The sequence below is a fragment of the Streptomyces sp. Edi2 genome (assembly GCF_040253635.1).
In the GTDB taxonomy this organism is placed as follows: Bacteria; Actinomycetota; Actinomycetes; order Streptomycetales; family Streptomycetaceae; genus Streptomyces.
The window spans coordinates 4,560,595-4,580,873 of the sequence record NZ_JBEJGX010000003.1 but is presented as its reverse complement, the minus strand read 5'-3'; the positions used below and the strand labels follow the sequence as shown (position 1 = coordinate 4,580,873).

The window sequence follows — 20,279 nt, the reverse complement described above, 5'->3', positions numbered from 1 at the left end:
GGGTACGTGGCCGCGCAGTGCAAAGCGTCACGTAATAAAGGGGACAGCCTGGGCGCCGATCAAGAGGACAGGCTGGGCACACGGCCTCTGCGCCGAGATCATGTGGAGCAGTCCCTGGCACGCCGTCGCTGCGCGTCTCGTTACCATTCGTGGACGCACATTCCGAACGACCACTGACGACGACGAGGGACGGGCGAGCGCGTGGCCGAGGCGGCAGGGTTCCAGCGGACTGAACGGCCGCGTGGTCGATGGCTGCGAAGGACCGTGACACTGCTCACTGGAGTGCTCCTTCTCGTGGGGCTGCTCCAGGTTCCGCACGCTTCCTCCGCCCAGGCAGCCCCGACCGGCTCCCGCACGGTCGACGTCACCATCGACTCGATGTCCCCGTCCGCTCCCTCCAAGAGCGACACGGTCACCGTCTCCGGAACGCTGACCAATGACGGCCGCAGCACGATCACGGATGCGCATGTCGGAATGCACCGTGGCTCCGCGCTCGGCGGCCGTAGCTCCATCGAGAGTGCGTCGCGTCGTACCGGCTATCTGCCGGCCACGGACGGCGAGGAGATCGCGGGTCACACCGGGAAGATCGGCAAGCTGGAACCCGGCGTCAGCCGTCCCTTCAGCCTCAGCGTGCCGGCCAAGGACCTCAACCTCGGCGATAACGGTGTGTACCAGCTCGGCATCTCTCTGTCAGGGCGCTCGGCGTCCGCACCCTCCGGGCAGGTCCTCGGCTTCGACCGGACGTTCCTGCCCTGGCAGACGGCCGGAGACGGGAAGAAGACGCAGCTCACCTACATGTGGCCGCTGATCTCCCGCACCCATCTCACCGCCGAGACCGACGCCGATGCCCAGCAGACACCGGTCTTCCGCAACGACGACCTCGCTGCCGAGCTCGCGCCCGGAGGCCGGCTGCAGCAGATGGTCGAGCTCGGCAAGAACCTCCCCGTGACCTTCGTCATCGATCCCGACCTCCTCGCGACCGTCGACGCCATGACCAAGTCGTACCGGGTGAACGGCCCGGACGGCCCGATGGGCAAGAACCAGGCGGTCGCCAAGCAGTGGCTGCACGACCTCGAAGAAGCGGTCAAGTCGCACCAGGTCGTCGCGCTGCCCTTTGCCGATCCCGATCTGGCCTCGCTCGCTCACCACGGCAAGAGCGTGCCCAGCGCACTCAGTCACCTCGGCCCGGCCACCGACCTTGCCGACAAGACGGTGGACACCATCCTCGGCGTCAAGCCGCGCACGGACTTCGCCTGGCCCGTCGACGGCGCGATCGACTCGTCCATCGTGGACGTCGCGACCTCCGCCGGTGCGCACAACGTGATCACTCGCAGCGACAGCCTGCGGGACGCCGAGAGGCTCTCCTACACCCCGACGGCGGCCCGCCCCATCGGCGGCGGCAATACCGCCGTCGTCGCGGACGCGCAGCTCTCACGGGCCTTCGAGGGCGATATGTCGAAGGCCGGAAACTCTGCCCACGCGGTCCAGGAGTTCCTGGCACAGACCCAGATGATCAGCCTTGAGGACCCGGGCCGGCAGCGCAGCATCGTCGTCGCGCCGCAGCGCATGCCGTCGGTCAACCAGGCCCACGCCATGGCCACCGCACTGCGGAGCCTGGACGAGTCCGGCAGCTGGACCCAGTCGCTGAACCTCGGCGGTGCGGCCAAGGCCAAGCCCGACCGCGCGGCCACCCGCCATGTGCCGAGTGGTGCCGCCTACCCGTCCTCGCTGCGCAGGCAGGAACTTCCGGTCAACGCCTTCCGGCAGGTCCAGGGCACCCAGTCCGCCCTGGACGACTTCCAGGTGATCCTGGCCCAGCCGGAGCGCGTGGTGACCCCGTTCGGCAACGCGATGATGCGGGAGATGTCGACCGAGTGGCGGGGCGATGCCACCGGCGCCACCGGTTACCGGCACGCCGTACGCAGCTACCTCGACGGTCTGACCAAGAAGGTCCACCTGATCCAGAAGTCCGGGGCGACGCTCTCCGGGCGCAGCGCCACGATTCCGGTGACGGTGCAGAACAACCTGGTCCAGGGCGTCAAGGACATGACGCTGAAGCTGACCTCGTCCCAGCCCAACCGTCTGGACGCGGGGAAGTCACAGCAGATCACGGTGGACGGCGGGCACAGCCAGTCGTTCAAGTTCGACACGACGGCGAACGCCAATGGCCGGGCATGGGTCACCGCCCAGCTCTACACGGCGGACGGAAAGCCCTACGGTGACCCCATGATGTTCCAGGTGAACGTCACGGAGATCACCGCAACGGTGATGCTCGTCATCGCGGGCGGCGTGCTGCTGCTCGTCCTCGCCGGTGTGCGGATCTACCTCCAGCGCAAGCAGGCGGCCGCCCGGCGGGCCGAGGACGGGTCCGACGGCGACGGACCCGATGACGACACAGGTACGGACGGCGACAACGGTGGCACCGACGGCGACGAGCCGGAGCAGCCGAGTGACCCCACGCCGGACACCGGATCGGAAAGCTCCGACCCGTCCGGCTCAGGTGAGAAAGTGGACCGTTGATAGATGGCGGGGCCGGATGGCCGGCGACGGATGAGGTGGGGCAGCGATGAATGCGCCGTACGACGGTGACCGGGGCCGGGGCGCCAACGGCGACCCCACGGGACCGGTCCCTCCGACGCCCCCGCCGCCAGCGGATCAGGACCCGTACGCCCGGGATCCGTACGCCCAGGATCCCTATGTCCAGGACGCCTACCGCAACGACCCGCACCGCGCCCAGGACCCGACGGCACAGGATCCGGTGACCGAGGCGCTCTACGACCGCGCCGCGCACCCTCCGCCGCCGCCCGGGCAGCCCGCGCATCCGCTCTACCAGCAGCCTGCCGCCGGCAGCCACCCGCCCGACCCACAGCTGTGGGCATCGCCCCCGCCGCCCGAGCCGCAGGGACCGACCCGGAATCTGCCGTACGGCGATGCCGCGGCGACGACGCAGTTCGTGGGTGTGGACGACCTGATCACCCAGGCCGCCGACCAGCGTCCGGAACCCGACGCCTTCGCCCATCTCTACCGGGACCAGCAGTCCTACGAGCCCCAGCACCCCGCTCCCACGACGGCCGGCCCCCCGGCGCCCGCGAGGCCCGGACCGGAGGCCGTGCCGCAGCAGTCCGCACCGGAGCCGGAGCCGGCCCCTGTGGCGGCGGCCGGCAAGCCCTCCGGCGGACGCGCCGGCGGGCTGTTCAAGTCCAGCGCAGTGATGGCCGCCGGCACGATGGTGTCGCGTCTCACCGGCTTCGTCCGCTCGGCACTGATCGTCGCGGCCCTCGGTGGTGCGGTGCTCGGTGACTCCTGGCAGGTCGCGTACCAGCTTCCGACGATGATCTTCATCCTGACCATCGGTGGCGGTCTCAACTCCGTCTTCGTCCCGCAGCTGGTGCGCGCGATGAAGGAGGACAAGGACGGCGGCGAGGCCTACGCCAACCGGCTGCTGACGCTGGTCATCGTGGTGCTCGGCGTGCTCACGGTCCTGGCGGTGGTGGCGGCGCCACTGCTGGTGAAACTGGTCTCCTTCGATATCTCCCGTGATCCGGCCGCCAACGAAGTCGCCGTCGCGTTCACCCGCTACTGCGTACCCACGATCTTCTTCATGGGTCTGCACGTCGTGATGGGACAGATCCTCAACGCCCGCGGCCGCTTCGGCGCGATGATGTGGACCCCCGTCCTCAACAACATCGTCATGATCGCCACCTTCGGCCTGTTCATCTGGGTCTACGGCACGGCGAAGACCTCGCACATCGGCGTCACCACCATTCCCGACGAGGGCATCCGGCTCCTGGGCATCGGCACCCTCCTGGGGCTCGTCGTCCAGGCCCTGGCGATGATCCCCTACCTGCGCGACGCCGAATTCAAGCTCCGGCTGCGCTTCGACTGGCGCGGCCACGGCCTGGGCAAGGCCGCCAAGCTCGCCAAATGGACCGTGCTGTTCGTGCTCGCCAACCAGGCGGGCGTCCTCGTCGTCACCCAGCTCTCCACCTGGGCCGGCAATACCGCCAACGACCAGGGGCATCCGGGCACCGGCTTCATCTCGTACGCCAGCGCACAGCTGATCTGGAACATGCCTCAGGCGATCATCACCGTCTCCGTCATGGCGGCGCTGCTGCCGCGGCTGGCCCGGTCCGCGCACGACGGTGACACCGGCGCAGTCCGGGACGACATCTCGCAGGGCCTGCGCACCTCCGCCGTCGCGATCGTCCCGATCTCCTTCGGCTTCCTCTCCCTCGGTATCCCGCTGTGCACGCTGGTCTACGGCTCGTCCGGCGCCGGCATTCCGATGGGCTACATGCTGATGGCCTTCGGTGTGGGCCTGATCCCGTTCTCGGTGCAGTACGTCGTCCTGCGCGCCTTCTACGCGTACGAGGACACCCGCACGCCCTTCTACAACACGGTGATCGTCGCGGCCGTCAACGCCGCGGCCTCCGGCCTGTGCTTCCTGGTCCTGCCCGCCCGCTGGGCCGTGGTCGGCATGGCGGCCTCCTACGGCCTGGCATACATCATCGGCGTGGGCGTGGCCTGGCGCCGTCTGAGCAAGCGCATGAACGGTGATCTCGACACCGCTCATGTCGTGCGGACCTACGCACGACTGGCGGGCGCCAGCATCCCGGCCACGATCATCTCGGGAGCCGCGGTGTACGGGATCATGCAGGCGCTCGGAACCGGTGTCCTCGGGTCGCTGGCCGCTCTGATCGCCGGTGCCGCCGCACTTCTGGCCGTGTTCTACGTGGCCGCACGCAAAATGCGCATCCAGGAACTGAACGCCCTGGTCGGCATGGTCCGGTCGAAGCTTGGGCGTTGATTGAGCACAACCATCGACTGCCACCGTGTGTCGTGCATAGTGGCGGACTGTGGGCACAATTGTCTTGGCTCATTGAGCCTGCAACGGATGGGGAGGCAGGAACGACGGTGGCGGAACGGAGCACGGCTGCCGTCGACGTGGCTGACACGAGCGGTGAGGAACCGCTGACCGCCAAGGCGGGTAAGGCCACGGACGACGGTGCTAAGGCCGAGAAGGTATCCGGCAGGGAAAAAGACGCCGAGGGCACCGACGAGGAGTGTGCCGCGGCGATCGAAGCCCAGCCACCGGAACTGCACAGCGGCCACAAGCTTGCCAGACGCTACCGCCTCGAGGAGTGCGTCACCCGTCTGGACGGATTCAGCAGCTGGCGTGCGGTCGACGAGAAGCTGCGCCGCGCCGTCGGCGTGCACATCCTGCCGGCTGACCATCCCCGGGCCCGGCCGGTGCTGTCCGCCGCCCGTTCCTCGGCGCTGCTGGGTGACCCCCGGTTCGTCCAGGTCCTGGACGCGGTCGAGGAGAACGACCTCGTCTATGTGGTCCATGAGTGGCTGCCGGACGCCACCGAGCTCACCACGGTGCTTGCCAACGGGCCGCTGGAGCCGCACGACGCCTACCAGCTCGTCAGCCAGGTCGCCCAGGCCATGGCCGCCGCGCACCGCGAGGGCCTGTCCCATCTGCGGATCACCCCCGGCTCGGTGCTGCGCACGGAGTCCGGGCAGTACCGCATCCGCGGTCTGGCCGTCATGGCGGCGCTGCGCGGCATCACCTGCGAGCACCCGCAGCGCACGGACACCGAGGCGATCGGTGCGCTGCTCTACTCCGCGCTGACCCAGCGCTGGCCGTACGAGAACGACGCCCACGGCCTCACCGGCCTGCCCAAGGGCGTCGGCCTGATCGCTCCCGACCAGGTGCGCGCCGGTGTGCACCGCGGGCTCTCCGAGCTCGCCATGCGCGCTTTGATCAACGATGGGGCCACGGCTTCCCGCCAGGAGCAGCCGTGTACCACCCCGGAGGAACTGGCCAAGGCCGTGGCGGCCATGCCGCGTATCCGGCCTCCGGAGACCTCCTTCGCCACGCCTCCGCCGTATCAGCGCACGGGATACCAGCAGGGCAACTACCGGCAGTCGTCGGCTCGCCCCGCTCAGGCGAGCCATGCGACCCAGCCGGTCGCCACTCCGCCGCCTCCGCTGCAGAGCCGCACCGGCCGGGCACTGAAGTGGTCCGTCTCCGCGCTGCTGATCGCGGCGCTGGGGCTGGGCAGCTGGCAGCTGGCGGACACCCTGTTGAAGCGCGAGAAGGACCGGGACGATCCGGCCAACTCGCAGCCGAGCAGTGGCGGGGTCAAAAAGCCCCAGGGCAAGCCGATCAAGATCGTGGAGGCGGGGGAGTACTACCCCGACGGTCAGCCGCAGCACGCAAATCAGGCGCGGGACACGATCGACGGAAATCCCAGCACCTACTGGGGCACCAGGGGCTATCACGAAGGCCCCGAGCTGAATCCGGCCTTCAAGAAGGGCGTCGGTCTCGTCTATGACCTGGGCTCGAAACAGCAGATAAGCGGCGCATCGATCGGCCTTCACTTCACCGGCAGTCACACGACCGTGACGCTCTACGCCGCCGATTCGCTCTCTTCTTCGCAGCCCCTCAGCTCCATGCACCGGCTCGGCACGAGTACGACATCGGGCTCGTCCGCCAAGGTCCAGCTGAAGCAGCGGGCGAAGGCGCGCTACGTCGTGGTGTGGATCACCGCGATGCCGTATGCGCCAGGTGACGGGTACAGCAGCGCCGGGTACCGGCAAGGTGTGACCGAGGTGTCCTTCACCAGCTGAGCGGAGTGAAGGACGGCACCGCTGTCCAGGACACTGTGTGGGGCTCCGGTCCGGTATTTCCGGCCGGAGCCCCACACCCTTGGGCGCTGCTCCGCGCGGACCCTCCACGTGAGAACGGCGCAAATCGGCCACCCACCTGCACACCGCTGCCTTTCGACAGCATTTACATTCCTGACCTGGCGGGCTTCAATTGGACCGAGATCAGGCAGCTACGGCCGGGGGGCCCGTGTCCACCGAGAGCGACAAGGCTTCGATACCAAGCGACGCCGATCTCCTTGCCCTGCATGTGAAGGGCGACCCCGACGCCTTCGGGGAGATAGTCCGCCGCCATCGCGACCGGCTCTGGGCGGTGGCACTGCGCACCCTCGGTGACCGCGAAGAGGCCGCCGATGCCGTGCAGGACGCCCTGGTCTCCGCCTACCGCGCGGCCCACACCTTCCGCGGGCAGTCCGCCGTGACGACCTGGCTGCACCGCATCACGGTCAATGCCTGCCTCGACCGGGCGCGTAAGGCCGCCTCGCGGCGTACCTCGCCCGTTGCCGAGACCGAGCGGCTGGAGCAGCTTCTCGAACCCCAGGAATCGGCTGCGGCACCCGCCGAGCGCCAGGACCTGCATCGTGAGCTGCTCGGTGCCCTGCGCACTCTCCCCGAGGAACAGCGTGCTGCGCTCGTCCTCGTCGATATGCAGGGCTACCCCGTCGCGGAAGCCGCGGCGATCCTCGACATCCCCACCGGCACCGTGAAAAGCCGCTGTGCGCGAGGCCGCGCCCGACTTCTCCCCTTGGTCACCCATCTGCGCGCCGACAACGGGGATAGCAAACCCACGAGCGGGGGAAGGAACCGGGCGCAGGGGACATCCGTCCCACCGACGGCAGGGCCGAACGACACAGGTGCCGTGAAGGGCGGAGGTGGGCGAGCGTGACGTCGATGACCGGCACGGATGAGCACCCCACAGGTGAGCACCCGGAAGTCTCCGAGCTCTCAGACCTCACGGACGGGCTGCTGTCCCCCTCACGCAGTGCAGATGTACGCCATCATCTCGCCGACTGCCCGTTGTGCGATGACGTCTATGCGTCCTTGGAAGAGATCCGGGCACTGCTCGGCACCCTTCCCGGCCCCCTCCGCATGCCGGCCGACGTGGCCGGACGCATCGATGCCGCCCTCGCGGCCGAGGCGCTGCTGGACGCCACCACTCCCACCACCGGTGCTCATGTTTCACGTGAAACAGCCACCGCCCCCGTCGCGGTTTCACGTGAAACCGACGACGAGCCTCCCCACCGTGCCGGGCCGGCCACCCGGCCTGCCGGACGGCCTCGGGGGGCCTCCGGGCCGGGTCGGCAGTCGCCCGGCGGCCGTTCGTCCCGCTCGCGGCGCTGGCCCCGGATTCTGCTCGGCACCGCAGCCGCCGCGGCCGTCTTCAGCTTCGGCGGCCTGCTCATCCAGAACGCCGCTGTCGACGGCTCCCAGGCAGGCCCCCATGGCCGGGCCACCGCCACCCCCGAGAAGTCCACAGAGGCAGCCGGCCTGACCGCCGACACTCTTGGTTCGCATGTACACGATCTGCTGGCGTCAAAGGGCTCGCACAAGTCCCCGGACATCGGGACGCGCACTTCTCCCGAATCGACGCTGCGCGGCGGCGCCGACACCGTTCCCTCGTGTGTCCGCCTGGGCACCGGGCGGACGGAAGCACCGCTTGCGTCCGGCCACACCCGGTACCAGGGCAAGGACGTCTACCTCGTGGTGCTGCCGGATCCGGCCGATGCACAGCGCGTCTCAGCCTTTGTCATCAGCTCTTCCTGCGTCTCTGCCACACCACCGGCTCCCGGAAAGATTCTGCTGTCTCACTCGTACCAGCGAGACTGAGCGACGAGCAGTGCGCTGTGACACTCCGGGAATGCTCGCCCCGTAGGATCCGTTGGGTGGGGTGAGAGTTCCGAGAGCCCCAGCAAGCAGTCGGCAGAGACAAGGAAGACACCCGTGAGCGACGTCCGCAACGTGATCATCATTGGCTCCGGGCCCGCGGGCTACACCGCAGCGCTCTACACCGCCCGCGCGTCCCTGAAGCCGCTGGTCTTCGAAGGTGCCGTCACCGCCGGAGGCGCGCTGATGAACACCACTGACGTGGAGAACTTCCCCGGTTTCCGCGACGGCATCATGGGGCCGGACCTGATGGACAACATGCGCGCCCAGGCGGAGCGCTTCGGCGCCGAGCTGGTGCCGGACGACATCGTCTCGGTCGACCTCTCCGAGGAGATCAAGACCGTCACGGACACCGCCGGCAACGTGCACCGCGCGAAGACCGTGATCGTCAGCACCGGCTCCCAGCACCGCAAGCTCGGTCTTCCCCGTGAGGACGAGCTGTCCGGCCGTGGCGTCTCCTGGTGCGCCACCTGCGACGGGTTCTTCTTCAAGAACCAGGACATCGCCGTCATCGGTGGAGGCGACACCGCGATGGAGGAGGCCACCTTCCTCTCCCGCTTCGCCAAGTCGGTCACGGTCGTCCACCGCCGCGACACCCTGCGGGCCAGCAAGGCAATGCAGGAGCGTGCCTTCGCGGACCCGAAGATCAAGTTCGTCTGGGACAGCGACGTCGCCGAGATCCACGGTGAGAGCAAGCTCTCAGGTCTGACGCTGCGCAACCGCAAGACCGGCGAGACCTCCGAGCTCCCCGTCACCGGCCTCTTCATCGCGATCGGCCACGACCCGCGGACCGAGCTGTTCAAGGGGCAGCTGAAGCTCGACGACGAGGGCTACCTCAAGGTCGATGCGCCCAGCACGCGGACCAACCTGACGGGCGTCTTCGGTGCCGGCGATGTCGTCGACCACACCTACCGCCAGGCAATCACCGCCGCCGGTACGGGCTGTTCCGCCGCCCTCGACGCCGAGCGGTTCCTCGCCGCGCTGTCGGACAGCGAGGCGGCCGAGCCGGACAAGACCGCCTCCGTCTGATCCGCGCACCCAGCTTTCCCACCACCCACCCAGTAAGGAGATTGCCATGGCCGGCGCCACGGTGACCGTCACGGACGACAACTTCGAAGAGGTCGTCCTCAAGAGCGACAAGCCTGTCCTTGTGGACTTCTGGGCCACCTGGTGCGGCCCGTGCCGCCAGGTCGCCCCGTCCCTGGAGGCAATTGCCGCCGAGCACGACGAGATCGTCATCGCCAAGCTGAACACCGACGAGAACCCGGCCACCACCGCCAAGTACGGCGTCATGTCGATCCCGACCATGAACGTCTACCAGGGCGGCGAGGTCGTGAAGACCATCGTCGGTGCCAAGCCGAAGGCGGCGATCGAGCGCGACCTGTCGGACTACCTCGCCTGAGTCGCGCCACTCCGTTTCACGGGAAACGGGCCTGCCCCACGAAAGGGCGGGCCCGTTCTCTGTTTCACGTGAAACCGCACGCCCTACAACGGTCGCAGGGCCGGTTCCTTCTGCACGGCCCCCAGCAGGCGGTCGAGAGCCAGCTCGACATCTTCCTTCCACGAGATCGTGGTCCGCAGCTCCAGGCGCAGCCGAGGGAAGCGGGGATGGGGCCGTACGGTCTTGAAGCCGACCGCAAGGAGGTGATGGGCGGGCAGCACACATGCCGGCTCGCTCCAGCGGGCATCGCCAAAGGCCTCGATGGCTTTGAAGCCGCGCTGGATGAGGTCCTTGGCGACCGTCTGGACCATCACCCGCCCCAGCCCCTGACCTTGGTACCCAGGGATCAGCCACGCCGTCAGCAACTGCACCGCGTCCGGCGAGACCGGGCTGGTGGGGAAGGCCGTGGAACGCGGCACATACGCCGGCGGGGCGTACATCACGAACCCGACGGGCACCTCGTCGACATAGACCACCCGCCCGCAGGACCCCCACTCCAGCAGTACTGCCGAGATCCAGGCTTCCTTCTCGAGCTCCGGGCGTCCCGCCTTTACCGCTGCCTCGCCGCTGACGGGGTCGAGCTCCCAGAAGACACAGGAGCGGCAGCGCTTGGGAAGGTCCGGAAGGTTGTCCAACGTGAGCGGTACGAGCCGACGGCCCATGGAACCAGGTCCTCGCTTCCCTCGCCTGCCGCACCACGAAGCGCCGTCTGCTCTCTGATCAGACCACCGACGAATCCTCCGACAGCTGCGAGGCCGAACCCCGCTGCCAACAGTCCGGTGCGGCTCACCGATTGCATGGCCCTCTCCTCGGTGTGAGGTCTCTCCACATGGATGCGTGCCATACCCGAACGCATCGTATCCACCCTTTACGGGCACGGGTACCGCAAGAGAGCAAAGGGCGGGCCGTGTCCCGGTATGAACTCCGGAACACGGCCCGCCCGGGAGCCGAGAGCATCAGCTCACTCTTCGCCGTCGTTCTCCTCGGCCAGCGACTGGCCCAGGACGCGCCCCTCGCCAGGGGCGAGCGTGCCGAGGATGCGCTCCAGATCGTCCATCGAGGCGAACTCGACGACGATCTTTCCCTTCTTCTGCCCCAGGTCGACCTTCACCCGGGTCTCGAAGCGATCGGACAGCCGGGAGGCCAGCCCCGTCAGCGCGGGGGACACCCGGGTGCCCGCACGGGGTCCCTTGGCCTTGCTCGCGCTCGTGGGGGTCGACCCCATCAGCGTCACAATCTCCTCGACGGAACGGACCGACAGCCCCTCCGCCACGATGCGGCGCGCGAGGTGGTCCTGCTCCTCCGAGTCCTCCACGGACAGCAGAGCGCGGGCATGTCCTGCGGAGAGCACACCTGCGGCGAGCCGCTTCTGCACGGACGGCGAGAGCTTCAGCAGCCGCAGCGTGTTGGAGACCTGCGGACGCGAACGACCGATCCGGTCGGCCAGCTCGTCATGCGTGCACTTGAAGTCCTTCAGCAGCTGGTCATAAGCGGCTGCCTCTTCCAGCGGGTTGAGCTGTGCCCGGTGGAGATTTTCCAGAAGCGCATCGAGCAGCAGCTTCTCATCGTCCGTGGCCCGCACGATCGCGGGAATTTTCTCCAGGCCGGCCTCACGGCAAGCCCGCCAGCGGCGCTCGCCCATGATGAGCTCATACCGCCCCGGTCCCGTCTGACGGACCACCACCGGCTGGAGCAGGCCCACCTCCTTGATGGAGGTGACCAGCTCGGCAAGGGCGTCCTCGTCGAAGACCTCGCGCGGCTGGCGCGGGTTCGGCTTGATCGCGTCCAGTGGCACTTCCGCGAAGTGCGCGCCTGCTACTTCCGAGACGCCCGCCGACGATGCCTCCGACCCTGCCGGTGTCTCCGTTTCACGTGAAACACCGTGCGTCGGCAGCGACGTCACCTTGGCGGCCGCCACTCCTCGCTCCGGGGCCAAGACCGGTGCGGACGACGATGACGCCGCTCCCTGCCCCGTAGGCCCGGTATGGTCCGTGCTCTGCGGTGCCGCGGGGATCAGCGCACCGAGCCCACGGCCCAGGCCTCTACGTCGTTCGCTCACTGATTCCCCTCCGAGATGCTGTGCTGTGCTTCATAGTTGACGCTGAGGCCCTGGCCTCCGGTCTGCGGGACCCCACGCAAAGCGATCTCTCGGGCTGCCTCGAGATACGAAAGCGAGCCACTGGATCCCGGGTCATAGGTGAGCACCGTCTGCCCATAGCTGGGTGCCTCGGAGATGCGCACCGAGCGGGGAATGCTCGTACGGAGCACCTCGTGGCCGAAGTGACTGCGCACCTCGTCGGCGACCTGAGAGGCCAGCCGGGTGCGGCCGTCGTACATGGTGAGCAAGATCGTCGAGACGTGGAGCTTGGGGTTGAGATGCCCCCGCACCAGATCAACGTTCCGGAGCAGCTGGCCCAGCCCCTCCAGTGCGTAGTACTCGCACTGAATCGGGATCAGTACCTCGGCGCCGGCCACCAGCGCGTTGACCGTCAGCAGGCCGAGCGAGGGCGGGCAGTCGATGAAGATGTAGTCCAGCGGCTGTTCATACGCCTTGATGGCCCGGTCCAGCCGGCTCTCACGGGCCACCAGCGAGACCAGCTCGATCTCCGCACCGGCCAGATCGATTGTGGCGGGCGCACAGAACAAGCCCTCCACATCCACGACCGGCTGTACGACATCGGAGAGTGGCTTGCTCTCCACCAGTACGTCGTAGATGGAGGGCACTTCGGAGTGGTGGTCGATGCCCAGCGCCGTTGACGCATTGCCCTGGGGGTCGAGGTCGATCACCAGAACCCGGGCACCGTGCAAGGCCAAGGCGGCCGCCAGGTTCACCGTGGTCGTGGTCTTGCCGACCCCGCCCTTCTGGTTGGCAACCACCATGACCCGAGTCTGTTCAGGCCGGGGCAGCCCCTCACCCGCGCGGCCGAGTGCCTCCACCGCCAGCTGAGCTGCACGACCGATCGGGGTGTCGTCCATCGGGGGCGGCGTTTCACGTGAAACGTCGTCCCCGAACGACTCGCTACGGGGACCGGGGACCGGGTCGGTCATCGGTCCCGCGATGTTGGCGTCGGACCGCAAGGATTCACTCTCCTCGACATCAGGCTCGCAATGTTCAGAGCCTGCCATGCTTTCGGTGTCGCGAACCAGTGAGGTCCGTTCTCCTGTGGACGAATCCACTTCTGTGGATACTTCGCTGACCCTTGTGGGTCTACGGTCGCGGGGCGCGGCGGCCGCACGACCACGGTCGATGATCCCTTGCAGTAGAGAACGACGTTTCACGTGAAACACGATGCCAGCGTCGCGACTGAATCAGCCGCGACACTCCGCCTTGTGTCGTTTTGATGACATTGGGCACTTTTGCCGTTTTTCCCGGAGTGGTGCACCCTGACGCCCCTGCCGAGCTGTAGCGGTCCGGCACCAGGGCATCAGCGCCGGCGGCCCCTCGACGCACGGCCCACCCGAGCCGCCTTGGCCCGCTTGGCGGCGAAGCGCACACCGCCGGGGCTCTCGCCCACCTCGACCCGCACGACGGTCGAGGGCGGATCCACGATGCCCCCGCCCACATGCACCACCGAGGTCTCCACGACGCCGAGCTTGCTCAGCGCCGCCCGGGCTCCCTTGAGCTCCTCCTCCGCGGCATCGCCCTTGAGCGCCAGCATCTCGCCGTACGGACGCAGCAGCGGAACCCCCCAGCCGGCCAGCCGGTCGAGCGGGGCAACGGCACGCGCCGTCACCACATGCACCTGGGGCAGCTTCCCCATCACTTCTTCGGCCCGCCCGCGCACGACCGTGACATGGTCCAGGCCCAGCAGCTCGACGACTTCCTGAAGGAAGTTCGTACGCCGCAGCAGTGGCTCCAGCAGCGTGATCTTCAAATCCGGGCGCACCAGAGCCAGCGGGATACCGGGCAGCCCGGCCCCCGAACCCACATCGCAGACCGAGACGCCCTCGGGCACCACCTCGGAGAGCACCGCGCAGTTCAACAGATGCCGCTCCCACAGCCGCGGCACCTCACGCGGGCCGATGAGCCCACGCTTCACCCCGGCGTCGGCGAGCAGTTCGCCGTACCGCACGGCCTCCGGAAAGCGCTCGCCGAAAACCTCCTCCGCCACCTTCGGCGCAGGAGGGAGCTCCGCTGCTGCCTCCGTCACGGGAACCGCCCTTCCTTTGGACTGCTTTTCCTGCCGGGAACCCGGGTTACGCCCCCCGGGATAACACAGAACGCTGACAACTTTTGGCCCCGCCTGCGAGCAGACGGGGCCAAAGAAAAACGGGAGCGCTGAGTGGTCAGGCCGGGAGAACAACCACTCGGCGCTGCGGCTCCTCGCCCTCGGACTCGCTCTGGAGTCCGGCCGCCGCCACCGCGTCGTGGACGACCTTGCGCTCGAACGGCGTCATGGGGTCGAGCTTCACCGGCTCACCGGTGCCCTTGACCTCTTCCGCGGCCTTCGCGCCGATCTCCGCAAGCTCCTCGCGCTTACGCGCCCGGAAGCCGGCGATGTCCAGCATCAGACGGCTGCGGTCACCGGTTTCACGGTGCACGGCCAGCCGGGTCAGCTCCTGCAGGGCCTCCAGCACCTCACCGTCGCGGCCCACCAGCTTCTGCAGGTCACGGCTGGTCGAGTCACTGATGATCGACACAGCGGCACGGTCGGCCTCGACATCCATGTCGATGTCACCGTCGAGGTCGGCGATGTCCAGCAGACCTTCGAGGTAGTCGGCCGCGATCTCGCCTTCCTGCTCCAGGCGGGTCAGGGTGTCGGTGCCCTTGGTGGCAGGGGTCGTGTCCGTCACGAAAGGACTCCTTCTTACTTCTTGGACGGGTGCTTGGGGCGCTGCTGGCCCTTGCGCTGACCGGACTTGGTGGTGCGGGACCCGGAGGCGCCGCCCTTCTCCTTGCCCTCCGGCGCGTCCTTCTTCTCCAGCGACTGCTTCTTCGCAGCACCCTGTCCGGCGCCCGTGTCATCCGGCGCGGATCCGGCGCGCGTACGGTTCTGCGCACCGCCGGCCGGTACCGCGCCACCGGTCTGCCGCTGGGACTTCGACTGACGCTTGGGCTGCTGGCGGTGCTGGCGCGCCTCCTCGGCGGCCTGCTTCGCCTCGACGACGGCCGGGTCCTCGACGACCTTGCCGGCGGCCCGCAGCCGCTCCTGGCGCTCCGCGAAGGCCTTGCTGCCCGGGGTCGGGTTACGACGGATGACGAACATCTGCTGGCCCATGGTCCACACGTTGGTGGTCAGCCAGTAGACGAGAACACCGACGGGGAAGTTGATACCGAAGACGGCGAACATGAGGGGGAAGACGTACATCAGCATCTTCTGCTGCTGCATGAACGGCGTCTTCACCGTGAGGTCGACGTTCTTGGTCATCAGCTGGCGCTGCGTGTAGAACTGCGACGCCGACATCAGGACGATCATGATGATCGTGACCACGCGGACGTCGATCACCGAAGCGCCGAGGCTCTGGATCTTCGCCGCGCTGTCCATGAACTTCGCCGCCAGCGGCGCACCGAAGATGTGCGCCTTCTGCGCGCTCTGCAACAGCGGCTGGTCGATGACGCCGACCGTCGTGTTCTTCGCGATGTGGCTCAGAACCTGATACAGCGAGATGAAGAACGGCGACTGGGCCAGAATCGGGAGACAGCTCGAGAGCGGGTTGGTGCCCGTCTCCTTGTAGAGCTTCATCATCTCTTCGGACTGGCGCTGCTTGTCGCTCTTGTAGCGCTCCTGGATCGCCTTCATCTTCGGCTGAAGCGCCTGCATGTTCCGCGTCGACTTGATCTGCTTCACAAAGAGCGGGATCAGGCAGATACGGATCAGCACCACCAGCGAGACGATGGACAGACCCCACGCCGCGCCACTGTCCTTGTCAAAGATGAGGCTGTAGAACGAGTGGAACTGGACGATGATCCAGGAAACAGCGATATAGAGGGGACCGAGGATCGTGTCCACGAATCAGGCTCCTTGGGCGTTGGGCTGAGTCTCGGGCTGGGCGACAGGCTCAGGGACGGTGGGCCCGCCCAGGCGGCTCCTCAGCCGCTGATGCCAAACCGGACGCTTCCGGGGAGGGACGTGGTCGACGCCACCGAGCGACCACGGATTGCATCGCAGGATGCGCCAGGCTGTCAGCGCAGTCCCTTTCACCGCACCGTGCCGGTCGATGGCCGTATAGCCATAGTGCGAGCACGACGGGTAGTACTTGCAGACCGGTCCCAGCAAGGGGCTGATGGTCCACTGGTAGATCTTGATCAAAAGCAGCAGCGGGTACTTCACTGTGCGCTCCCTCCCGGGTCCCGTCCGGGGTTCCGGGGGCCCGCGGCGGAGCTGCCGCCGGTCACAGCCCCCGGGGGATGGCAGCCTCTCGGCACCCCTCCCAGCAGCCGCTCAAGAGCGGCATCCAGGTCGCGGGCCAGCTGGTCGTATTCCGCATTACCCGCGCAGGGCAGGGCCCGTACGACAACCAGGCTACCGGCGGGCAGCCGGTCCAGCCGGTCGCGCATCAGATGCCGAAGCCTGCGCTGGACCTTGTTGCGCACGACAGCGTTGCCCACTGCCTTGCTCACGACGAAACCCGCACGTGCCGGGGGAACACTTTCCCCCGACCCGTGCGGGTCCGTTGCACCGCTGCGGAAATGAACGACAAGGAGCGGGCGCCCGGCCCTGCGTCCCCGGCGTACCGCGGTCGCAAAGTCCTCGCGCCGCCTCAGCCGATTCTCGGTAGGCAGCACGTCATGGACCTGGCTTCAGGCTGCTCAGGCCGACAGGCGGGCGCGACCCTTGCCACGGCGGGACGCGAGAATCGCGCGGCCGGCGCGGGTCCGCATGCGCAGGCGGAAGCCGTGGGTCTTCGCGCGGCGGCGGTTGTTCGGCTGGAAGGTGCGCTTGCTCACTCGGGGGCTCCAGGAATGCTTGTTGTCTCAGGAGAGACAGATGTGGGGCGTCGACTGGCTGTCACCGTGCGCCCACGAGTAGCTCGCAACGCCTAAGTGCACCGCTACACGATCACTCGAGCGTGATCTTTGCCCATCGGAGGCAGGCGGCAGCAGCCATCGACAACTCGACCTGGTCACGGTACGCGCGGCTACGCCATCCGGTCAAACCGGCTCCTCGGCGGCACCTACCGGCCTCTTGTCAGGACACACTATGCACAGGCTGTGGACAACAACTTGAATCCCCAGGCCCGCCCTGACTACCGTGGCTGAACCCCGATTCCTTCCCGCCCGTCCTGAGAATCACACATTCGTGGGACTGCTGAGAGAGCGTGCCCCGTGGCTGATGTACCTGCCGATCTTGCCGCAGTGTGGCCGCGCGTGCTCGACCATCTTCTTCGCGCGGAGGCCGACGGGCTCAAGCCCAAGGACCAGGACTGGCTCAAGCGCACCCAGCCGCTGGCGCTGGTCGCCGACACCGCGCTGCTCGCCGTCCCCAACGAGTTCGCCAAGGGCGTGCTGGAAGGCCGTCTTGCGCCGCTGATCGGGGAGGCGCTGAGCCATGAGTGCGGCCGCCCGATCCGGATCGCGATCACCGTTGACGACTCCGCCGAGGAGCCCCCGACACCGCCCGCGCCCCCGCACCAGTCCCCCCAGCACCAGTCGTCGCCTCAGCAGCACACCCCGCACCCTCAGCAGTCACATCAGGCACAGCAGCAACACGATGCCTACGACGGCTACGAAGCACGGCACGACAACCGCCACGAGAGCCGGCACGACAACCGGCATGACGGCCGGCAGGGCTACGGGCACCGAGGACAGGGCGAGGACCTGCCTGGCGTGCGCCCCGCCTATCCGGACTACCAGCAGCCCCGGCACGAGCCCGGCGGCTGGCCGCAGCACTCCTCCGGTATGGCCGGCAGCCCAGGCCCGCGCGACGACTACGGCTGGCAGCAGCAGCACCTCGGCGGCTACCCCGAGCGCGACCCCTACGCCTCCCCCTCGTCCCATGGAGCGCCGCATCAGCAGCGGCAGAGCGACTACCGGGGGCAGGCGCCCGACCGCAACGGGCCGCCGCAGCACTCCGACGGCCGCTCCCCCTACGACCAGCCGCGCCGCGACCTCTCCGAGCATCAGCCCGGCGGGCACAACGGGCGCTCGGGCGTTCCCGGCTCCGGCCCCGGCGCCGTGCTTCCCGCGCCCAGCGGTGCGCCCAGCCCGCTCGCCGCGCAGCCCGCACCGGCGACCGGCCCCGGTGAGCCGACCGCGCGGCTGAACCCGAAGTACCTCTTCGACACCTTCGTCATCGGTGCCTCGAACCGCTTTGCGCACGCCGCCGCGGTCGCCGTCGCCGAGGCGCCGGCCAAGGCGTACAACCCGCTGTTCATCTACGGGGAGTCCGGTCTCGGCAAGACCCACCTGCTGCATGCGATCGGGCACTACGCGCGCAGCCTGTACCCCGGCACCCGGGTGCGGTACGTGAGCTCGGAGGAGTTCACCAACGAGTTCATCAACTCCATCCGCGACGGCAAGGCGGACGCGTTCCGCAAGCGCTACCGCGACATGGACATCCTGCTGGTCGACGACATCCAGTTCCTGGCGAGCAAGGAGTCGACGCAGGAGGAGTTCTTCCACACCTTCAATACGCTGCACAACGCGAACAAGCAGATCGTGCTCTCCAGTGACCGGCCGCCCAAGCAGCTGGTCACCCTGGAGGACCGGCTGCGCAACCGCTTCGAGTGGGGCCTGATCACCGACGTCCAGCCGCCCGAGCTGGAGACCCGGATCGCGATCCTGCGCAAGAAGGCGGTCCAGGAGCAGCTGAACGCGCCGCCGGAGGTGCTGGAGTTCATCGCGTCCCGGATCTCGCGCAACATCCGTGAGCTGGAGGGCGCGCTGATCCGGGTCACGGCGTTCGCCTCGCTCAACCGGCAGCCGGTGGACCTGGGACTGACCGAGATCGTGCTGAAGGACCTGATCCCCGGTGGCGAGGACGCCGCGCCGGAGATCACCGCGACCGCGATCATGGCCTCGACCGCCGACTACTTCGGGCTGACCATCGACGACCTCTGCGGCTCCTCGCGCAGCCGGGTGCTGGTGACCGCCCGCCAGATCGCCATGTACCTGTGCCGCGAGCTCACCGATCTCTCGCTGCCGAAGATCGGCGCGCAGTTCGGCGGCCGCGACCACACGACCGTGATGCACGCCGACCGCAAGATCCGCGCGCTGATGGCCGAGCGGCGCTCGATCTACAACCAGGTCACCGAGCTGACCAATCGCATCAAGAACGGCTGAGGCCGGCCACCGCTGCTGCACCGGCCACCGCAGGACGTCCAAGGGCGCTCCGGATCCGTTCCGGCGGCGCCCTTCGCCGTACGGGGCCGCTTCCCCTTACCGGCCCTTCGCCGTACGGGGCCGGCCGTTCGGCGAAGCCCGCGTCTCCCCGGAGACCAGGCTCCCGCGCCTCCCCAATGGCCAAGCGCCCGCGTCTCCCTCCACCCGACCGTTTCCCGTGCGCTGTGCGCGCCCTCGAGCGAGGCTTCCGAGTGCTCCTGAACGCGTCACGCGCCGCTCCCGAGGCCTTCCGACGACGCTTCCCGGGCCCTGTGACGCCTCCCCCGATCCGCCCCGCCGCCGTCCCAAACCTGTGGAGCGCGCCTGCGGTGTTCGATTCCGCGGCCGGTCACGGCTTCTCTCCACAGATTGGGCAAGAATCTTCCGTCCACATCCTGGGGAGGGGAAAGTTATCCCTGTGGGATCCACAGGCCGGTGTTCTGACGGGGCATCGGAGGAGGTCAACCGCGTGTGGATTTGTGGCCAACCTTCCTCCACAGGGTGTGGACAGCGGATTCGTCCACAGGGGAGCCCGCGTCTTGTCCACCGTCCGCCCACAGGCAAGGCGCTGTTGTCCCCAACGATCACCGGCTTCTCCACACCGCTGTCCACTGTTCGGCAACACAACACCCGCCCTCACCGGGCCGAGTGAAAGCCGTCACACCAAGGTGATGGATTGGGCTGTGGGGAACGGGGGTAAAGCTGGGGACGGCGCTGGGGAGAAGTACCCGTCCCCTGTGCATCGGGTGTGCAGAACTTCCGGCGGTCCACAGAACCACCGGCTTTTCCACGACCGCCACCCACAGGGGCAGTGGACAAAAAATCCGTGTTGACCTGCGCAAAAGCAGTTGTCCACGGTTTCCACAGCCCCTACTACTACGACCACGGATATCTACCGGGGAACTCGTTCGGAAACGGGGCCTGTGCACAAGTTGGCCGCCGGGCGTCCGGCACCGGTCGAGCCGACTTGACCCCGAGCCGCACCGAGTGTCGGTGGCGTGCGTCAGACTGGTCTCCGGC

At 68.0% G+C, this 20,279-nt stretch carries 16 protein-coding genes and 1 pseudogene; 8 read left to right on the top strand and 9 right to left on the bottom strand.

Translation table 11 applies throughout. The annotated features are described in order from the left end of the window. The first annotated feature begins 264 nt into the window (after positions 1 to 264). The 7 genes from ABR737_RS23575 (at position 265) to trxA (ending at position 9,958) form a co-directional block, all read left to right on the top strand. Positions 265 to 2,520: a DUF6049 family protein gene (locus ABR737_RS23575; protein ID WP_350252092.1), complete on the top strand. Its 2,256-nt coding sequence runs from the start codon at positions 265 to 267 to the stop codon at positions 2,518 to 2,520. 46 nt (positions 2,521 to 2,566) lie between these two features. Then, complete coding sequence (gene murJ / locus ABR737_RS23570; RefSeq protein ID WP_350252091.1) at positions 2,567 to 4,807, top strand: murein biosynthesis integral membrane protein MurJ; 2,241 nt, start codon at positions 2,567 to 2,569, stop codon at positions 4,805 to 4,807. A 107-nt stretch (positions 4,808 to 4,914) separates the two neighbouring features. Continuing rightward, on the top strand, positions 4,915 to 6,636 hold the full coding sequence (locus tag ABR737_RS23565; protein WP_350252090.1) for a serine/threonine protein kinase: 1,722 nt from the start codon (positions 4,915 to 4,917) through the stop codon (positions 6,634 to 6,636). 226 nt (positions 6,637 to 6,862) lie between these two features. Continuing rightward, on the top strand, positions 6,863 to 7,558 hold the full coding sequence (gene sigM, locus ABR737_RS23560; RefSeq protein ID WP_350252089.1) for an RNA polymerase sigma factor SigM: 696 nt from the start codon (positions 6,863 to 6,865) through the stop codon (positions 7,556 to 7,558). Further along, on the top strand, positions 7,555 to 8,499 hold the full coding sequence (locus tag ABR737_RS23555) for an anti-sigma factor family protein (protein ID WP_502964359.1): 945 nt from the start codon (positions 7,555 to 7,557) through the stop codon (positions 8,497 to 8,499). The genes sigM and ABR737_RS23555 overlap by 4 nt, the downstream gene beginning before the upstream one ends. A gap of 114 nt (positions 8,500 to 8,613) precedes the next feature. Beyond that, complete coding sequence (gene trxB / locus ABR737_RS23550; RefSeq protein ID WP_350252088.1) at positions 8,614 to 9,585, top strand: thioredoxin-disulfide reductase; 972 nt, start codon at positions 8,614 to 8,616, stop codon at positions 9,583 to 9,585. 46 nt (positions 9,586 to 9,631) lie between these two features. Beyond that, positions 9,632 to 9,958: a thioredoxin gene (gene trxA / locus ABR737_RS23545; RefSeq protein WP_030075727.1), complete on the top strand. Its 327-nt coding sequence runs from the start codon at positions 9,632 to 9,634 to the stop codon at positions 9,956 to 9,958. Between the two features lie 83 nt (positions 9,959 to 10,041). Here trxA and ABR737_RS23540 read toward each other — a convergent pair whose 3' ends face one another. From ABR737_RS23540 to rpmH, 9 genes and pseudogenes are all read right to left on the bottom strand, one after another. Further along, positions 10,042 to 10,659 (bottom strand): GNAT family N-acetyltransferase, encoded by a 618-nt coding sequence (locus tag ABR737_RS23540; protein ID WP_129295315.1) that lies wholly within the window; start codon positions 10,657 to 10,659, stop codon positions 10,042 to 10,044. A gap of 299 nt (positions 10,660 to 10,958) precedes the next feature. Then, positions 10,959 to 12,056, bottom strand: a complete 1,098-nt coding sequence (locus tag ABR737_RS23535) for a ParB/RepB/Spo0J family partition protein (protein WP_350252087.1) — start codon at positions 12,054 to 12,056, stop codon at positions 10,959 to 10,961. Further along, positions 12,053 to 13,123, bottom strand: coding sequence for a ParA family protein (locus ABR737_RS23530; protein WP_350252086.1), 1,071 nt, complete (start codon positions 13,121 to 13,123; stop codon positions 12,053 to 12,055). The genes ABR737_RS23535 and ABR737_RS23530 overlap by 4 nt, the downstream gene beginning before the upstream one ends. Before the next feature lie 299 nt (positions 13,124 to 13,422). Beyond that, positions 13,423 to 14,148 (bottom strand): 16S rRNA (guanine(527)-N(7))-methyltransferase RsmG, encoded by a 726-nt coding sequence (gene rsmG / locus ABR737_RS23525; RefSeq protein WP_350252085.1) that lies wholly within the window; start codon positions 14,146 to 14,148, stop codon positions 13,423 to 13,425. 136 nt (positions 14,149 to 14,284) lie between these two features. Next, complete coding sequence (locus ABR737_RS23520; RefSeq protein ID WP_350252084.1) at positions 14,285 to 14,791, bottom strand: Jag family protein; 507 nt, start codon at positions 14,789 to 14,791, stop codon at positions 14,285 to 14,287. Between the two features lie 14 nt (positions 14,792 to 14,805). After that, positions 14,806 to 15,948 carry a membrane protein insertase YidC gene (gene yidC, locus ABR737_RS23515; protein ID WP_350252083.1) on the bottom strand — a complete coding sequence of 381 codons (1,143 nt, stop codon included), beginning with the start codon at positions 15,946 to 15,948 and terminating at the stop codon, positions 14,806 to 14,808. A 3-nt stretch (positions 15,949 to 15,951) separates the two neighbouring features. Continuing rightward, on the bottom strand, positions 15,952 to 16,269 hold the full coding sequence (gene yidD, locus ABR737_RS23510; RefSeq protein WP_006604423.1) for a membrane protein insertion efficiency factor YidD: 318 nt from the start codon (positions 16,267 to 16,269) through the stop codon (positions 15,952 to 15,954). 86 nt (positions 16,270 to 16,355) lie between these two features. Beyond that, a pseudogene (rnpA, locus tag ABR737_RS23505) lies at positions 16,356 to 16,724 on the bottom strand (ribonuclease P protein component); the annotation flags it as partial. A gap of 24 nt (positions 16,725 to 16,748) precedes the next feature. Beyond that, positions 16,749 to 16,886 (bottom strand): 50S ribosomal protein L34, encoded by a 138-nt coding sequence (rpmH, locus tag ABR737_RS23500; RefSeq protein WP_003949374.1) that lies wholly within the window; start codon positions 16,884 to 16,886, stop codon positions 16,749 to 16,751. Between the two features lie 378 nt (positions 16,887 to 17,264). Between rpmH and dnaA the strand changes: the two genes are divergently transcribed. After that, entirely contained in the window at positions 17,265 to 19,220 is a 1,956-nt protein-coding gene (dnaA, locus tag ABR737_RS23495; protein ID WP_350252081.1) for a chromosomal replication initiator protein DnaA, read from the top strand. The last annotated feature ends 1,059 nt before the right edge of the window (positions 19,221 to 20,279 follow it).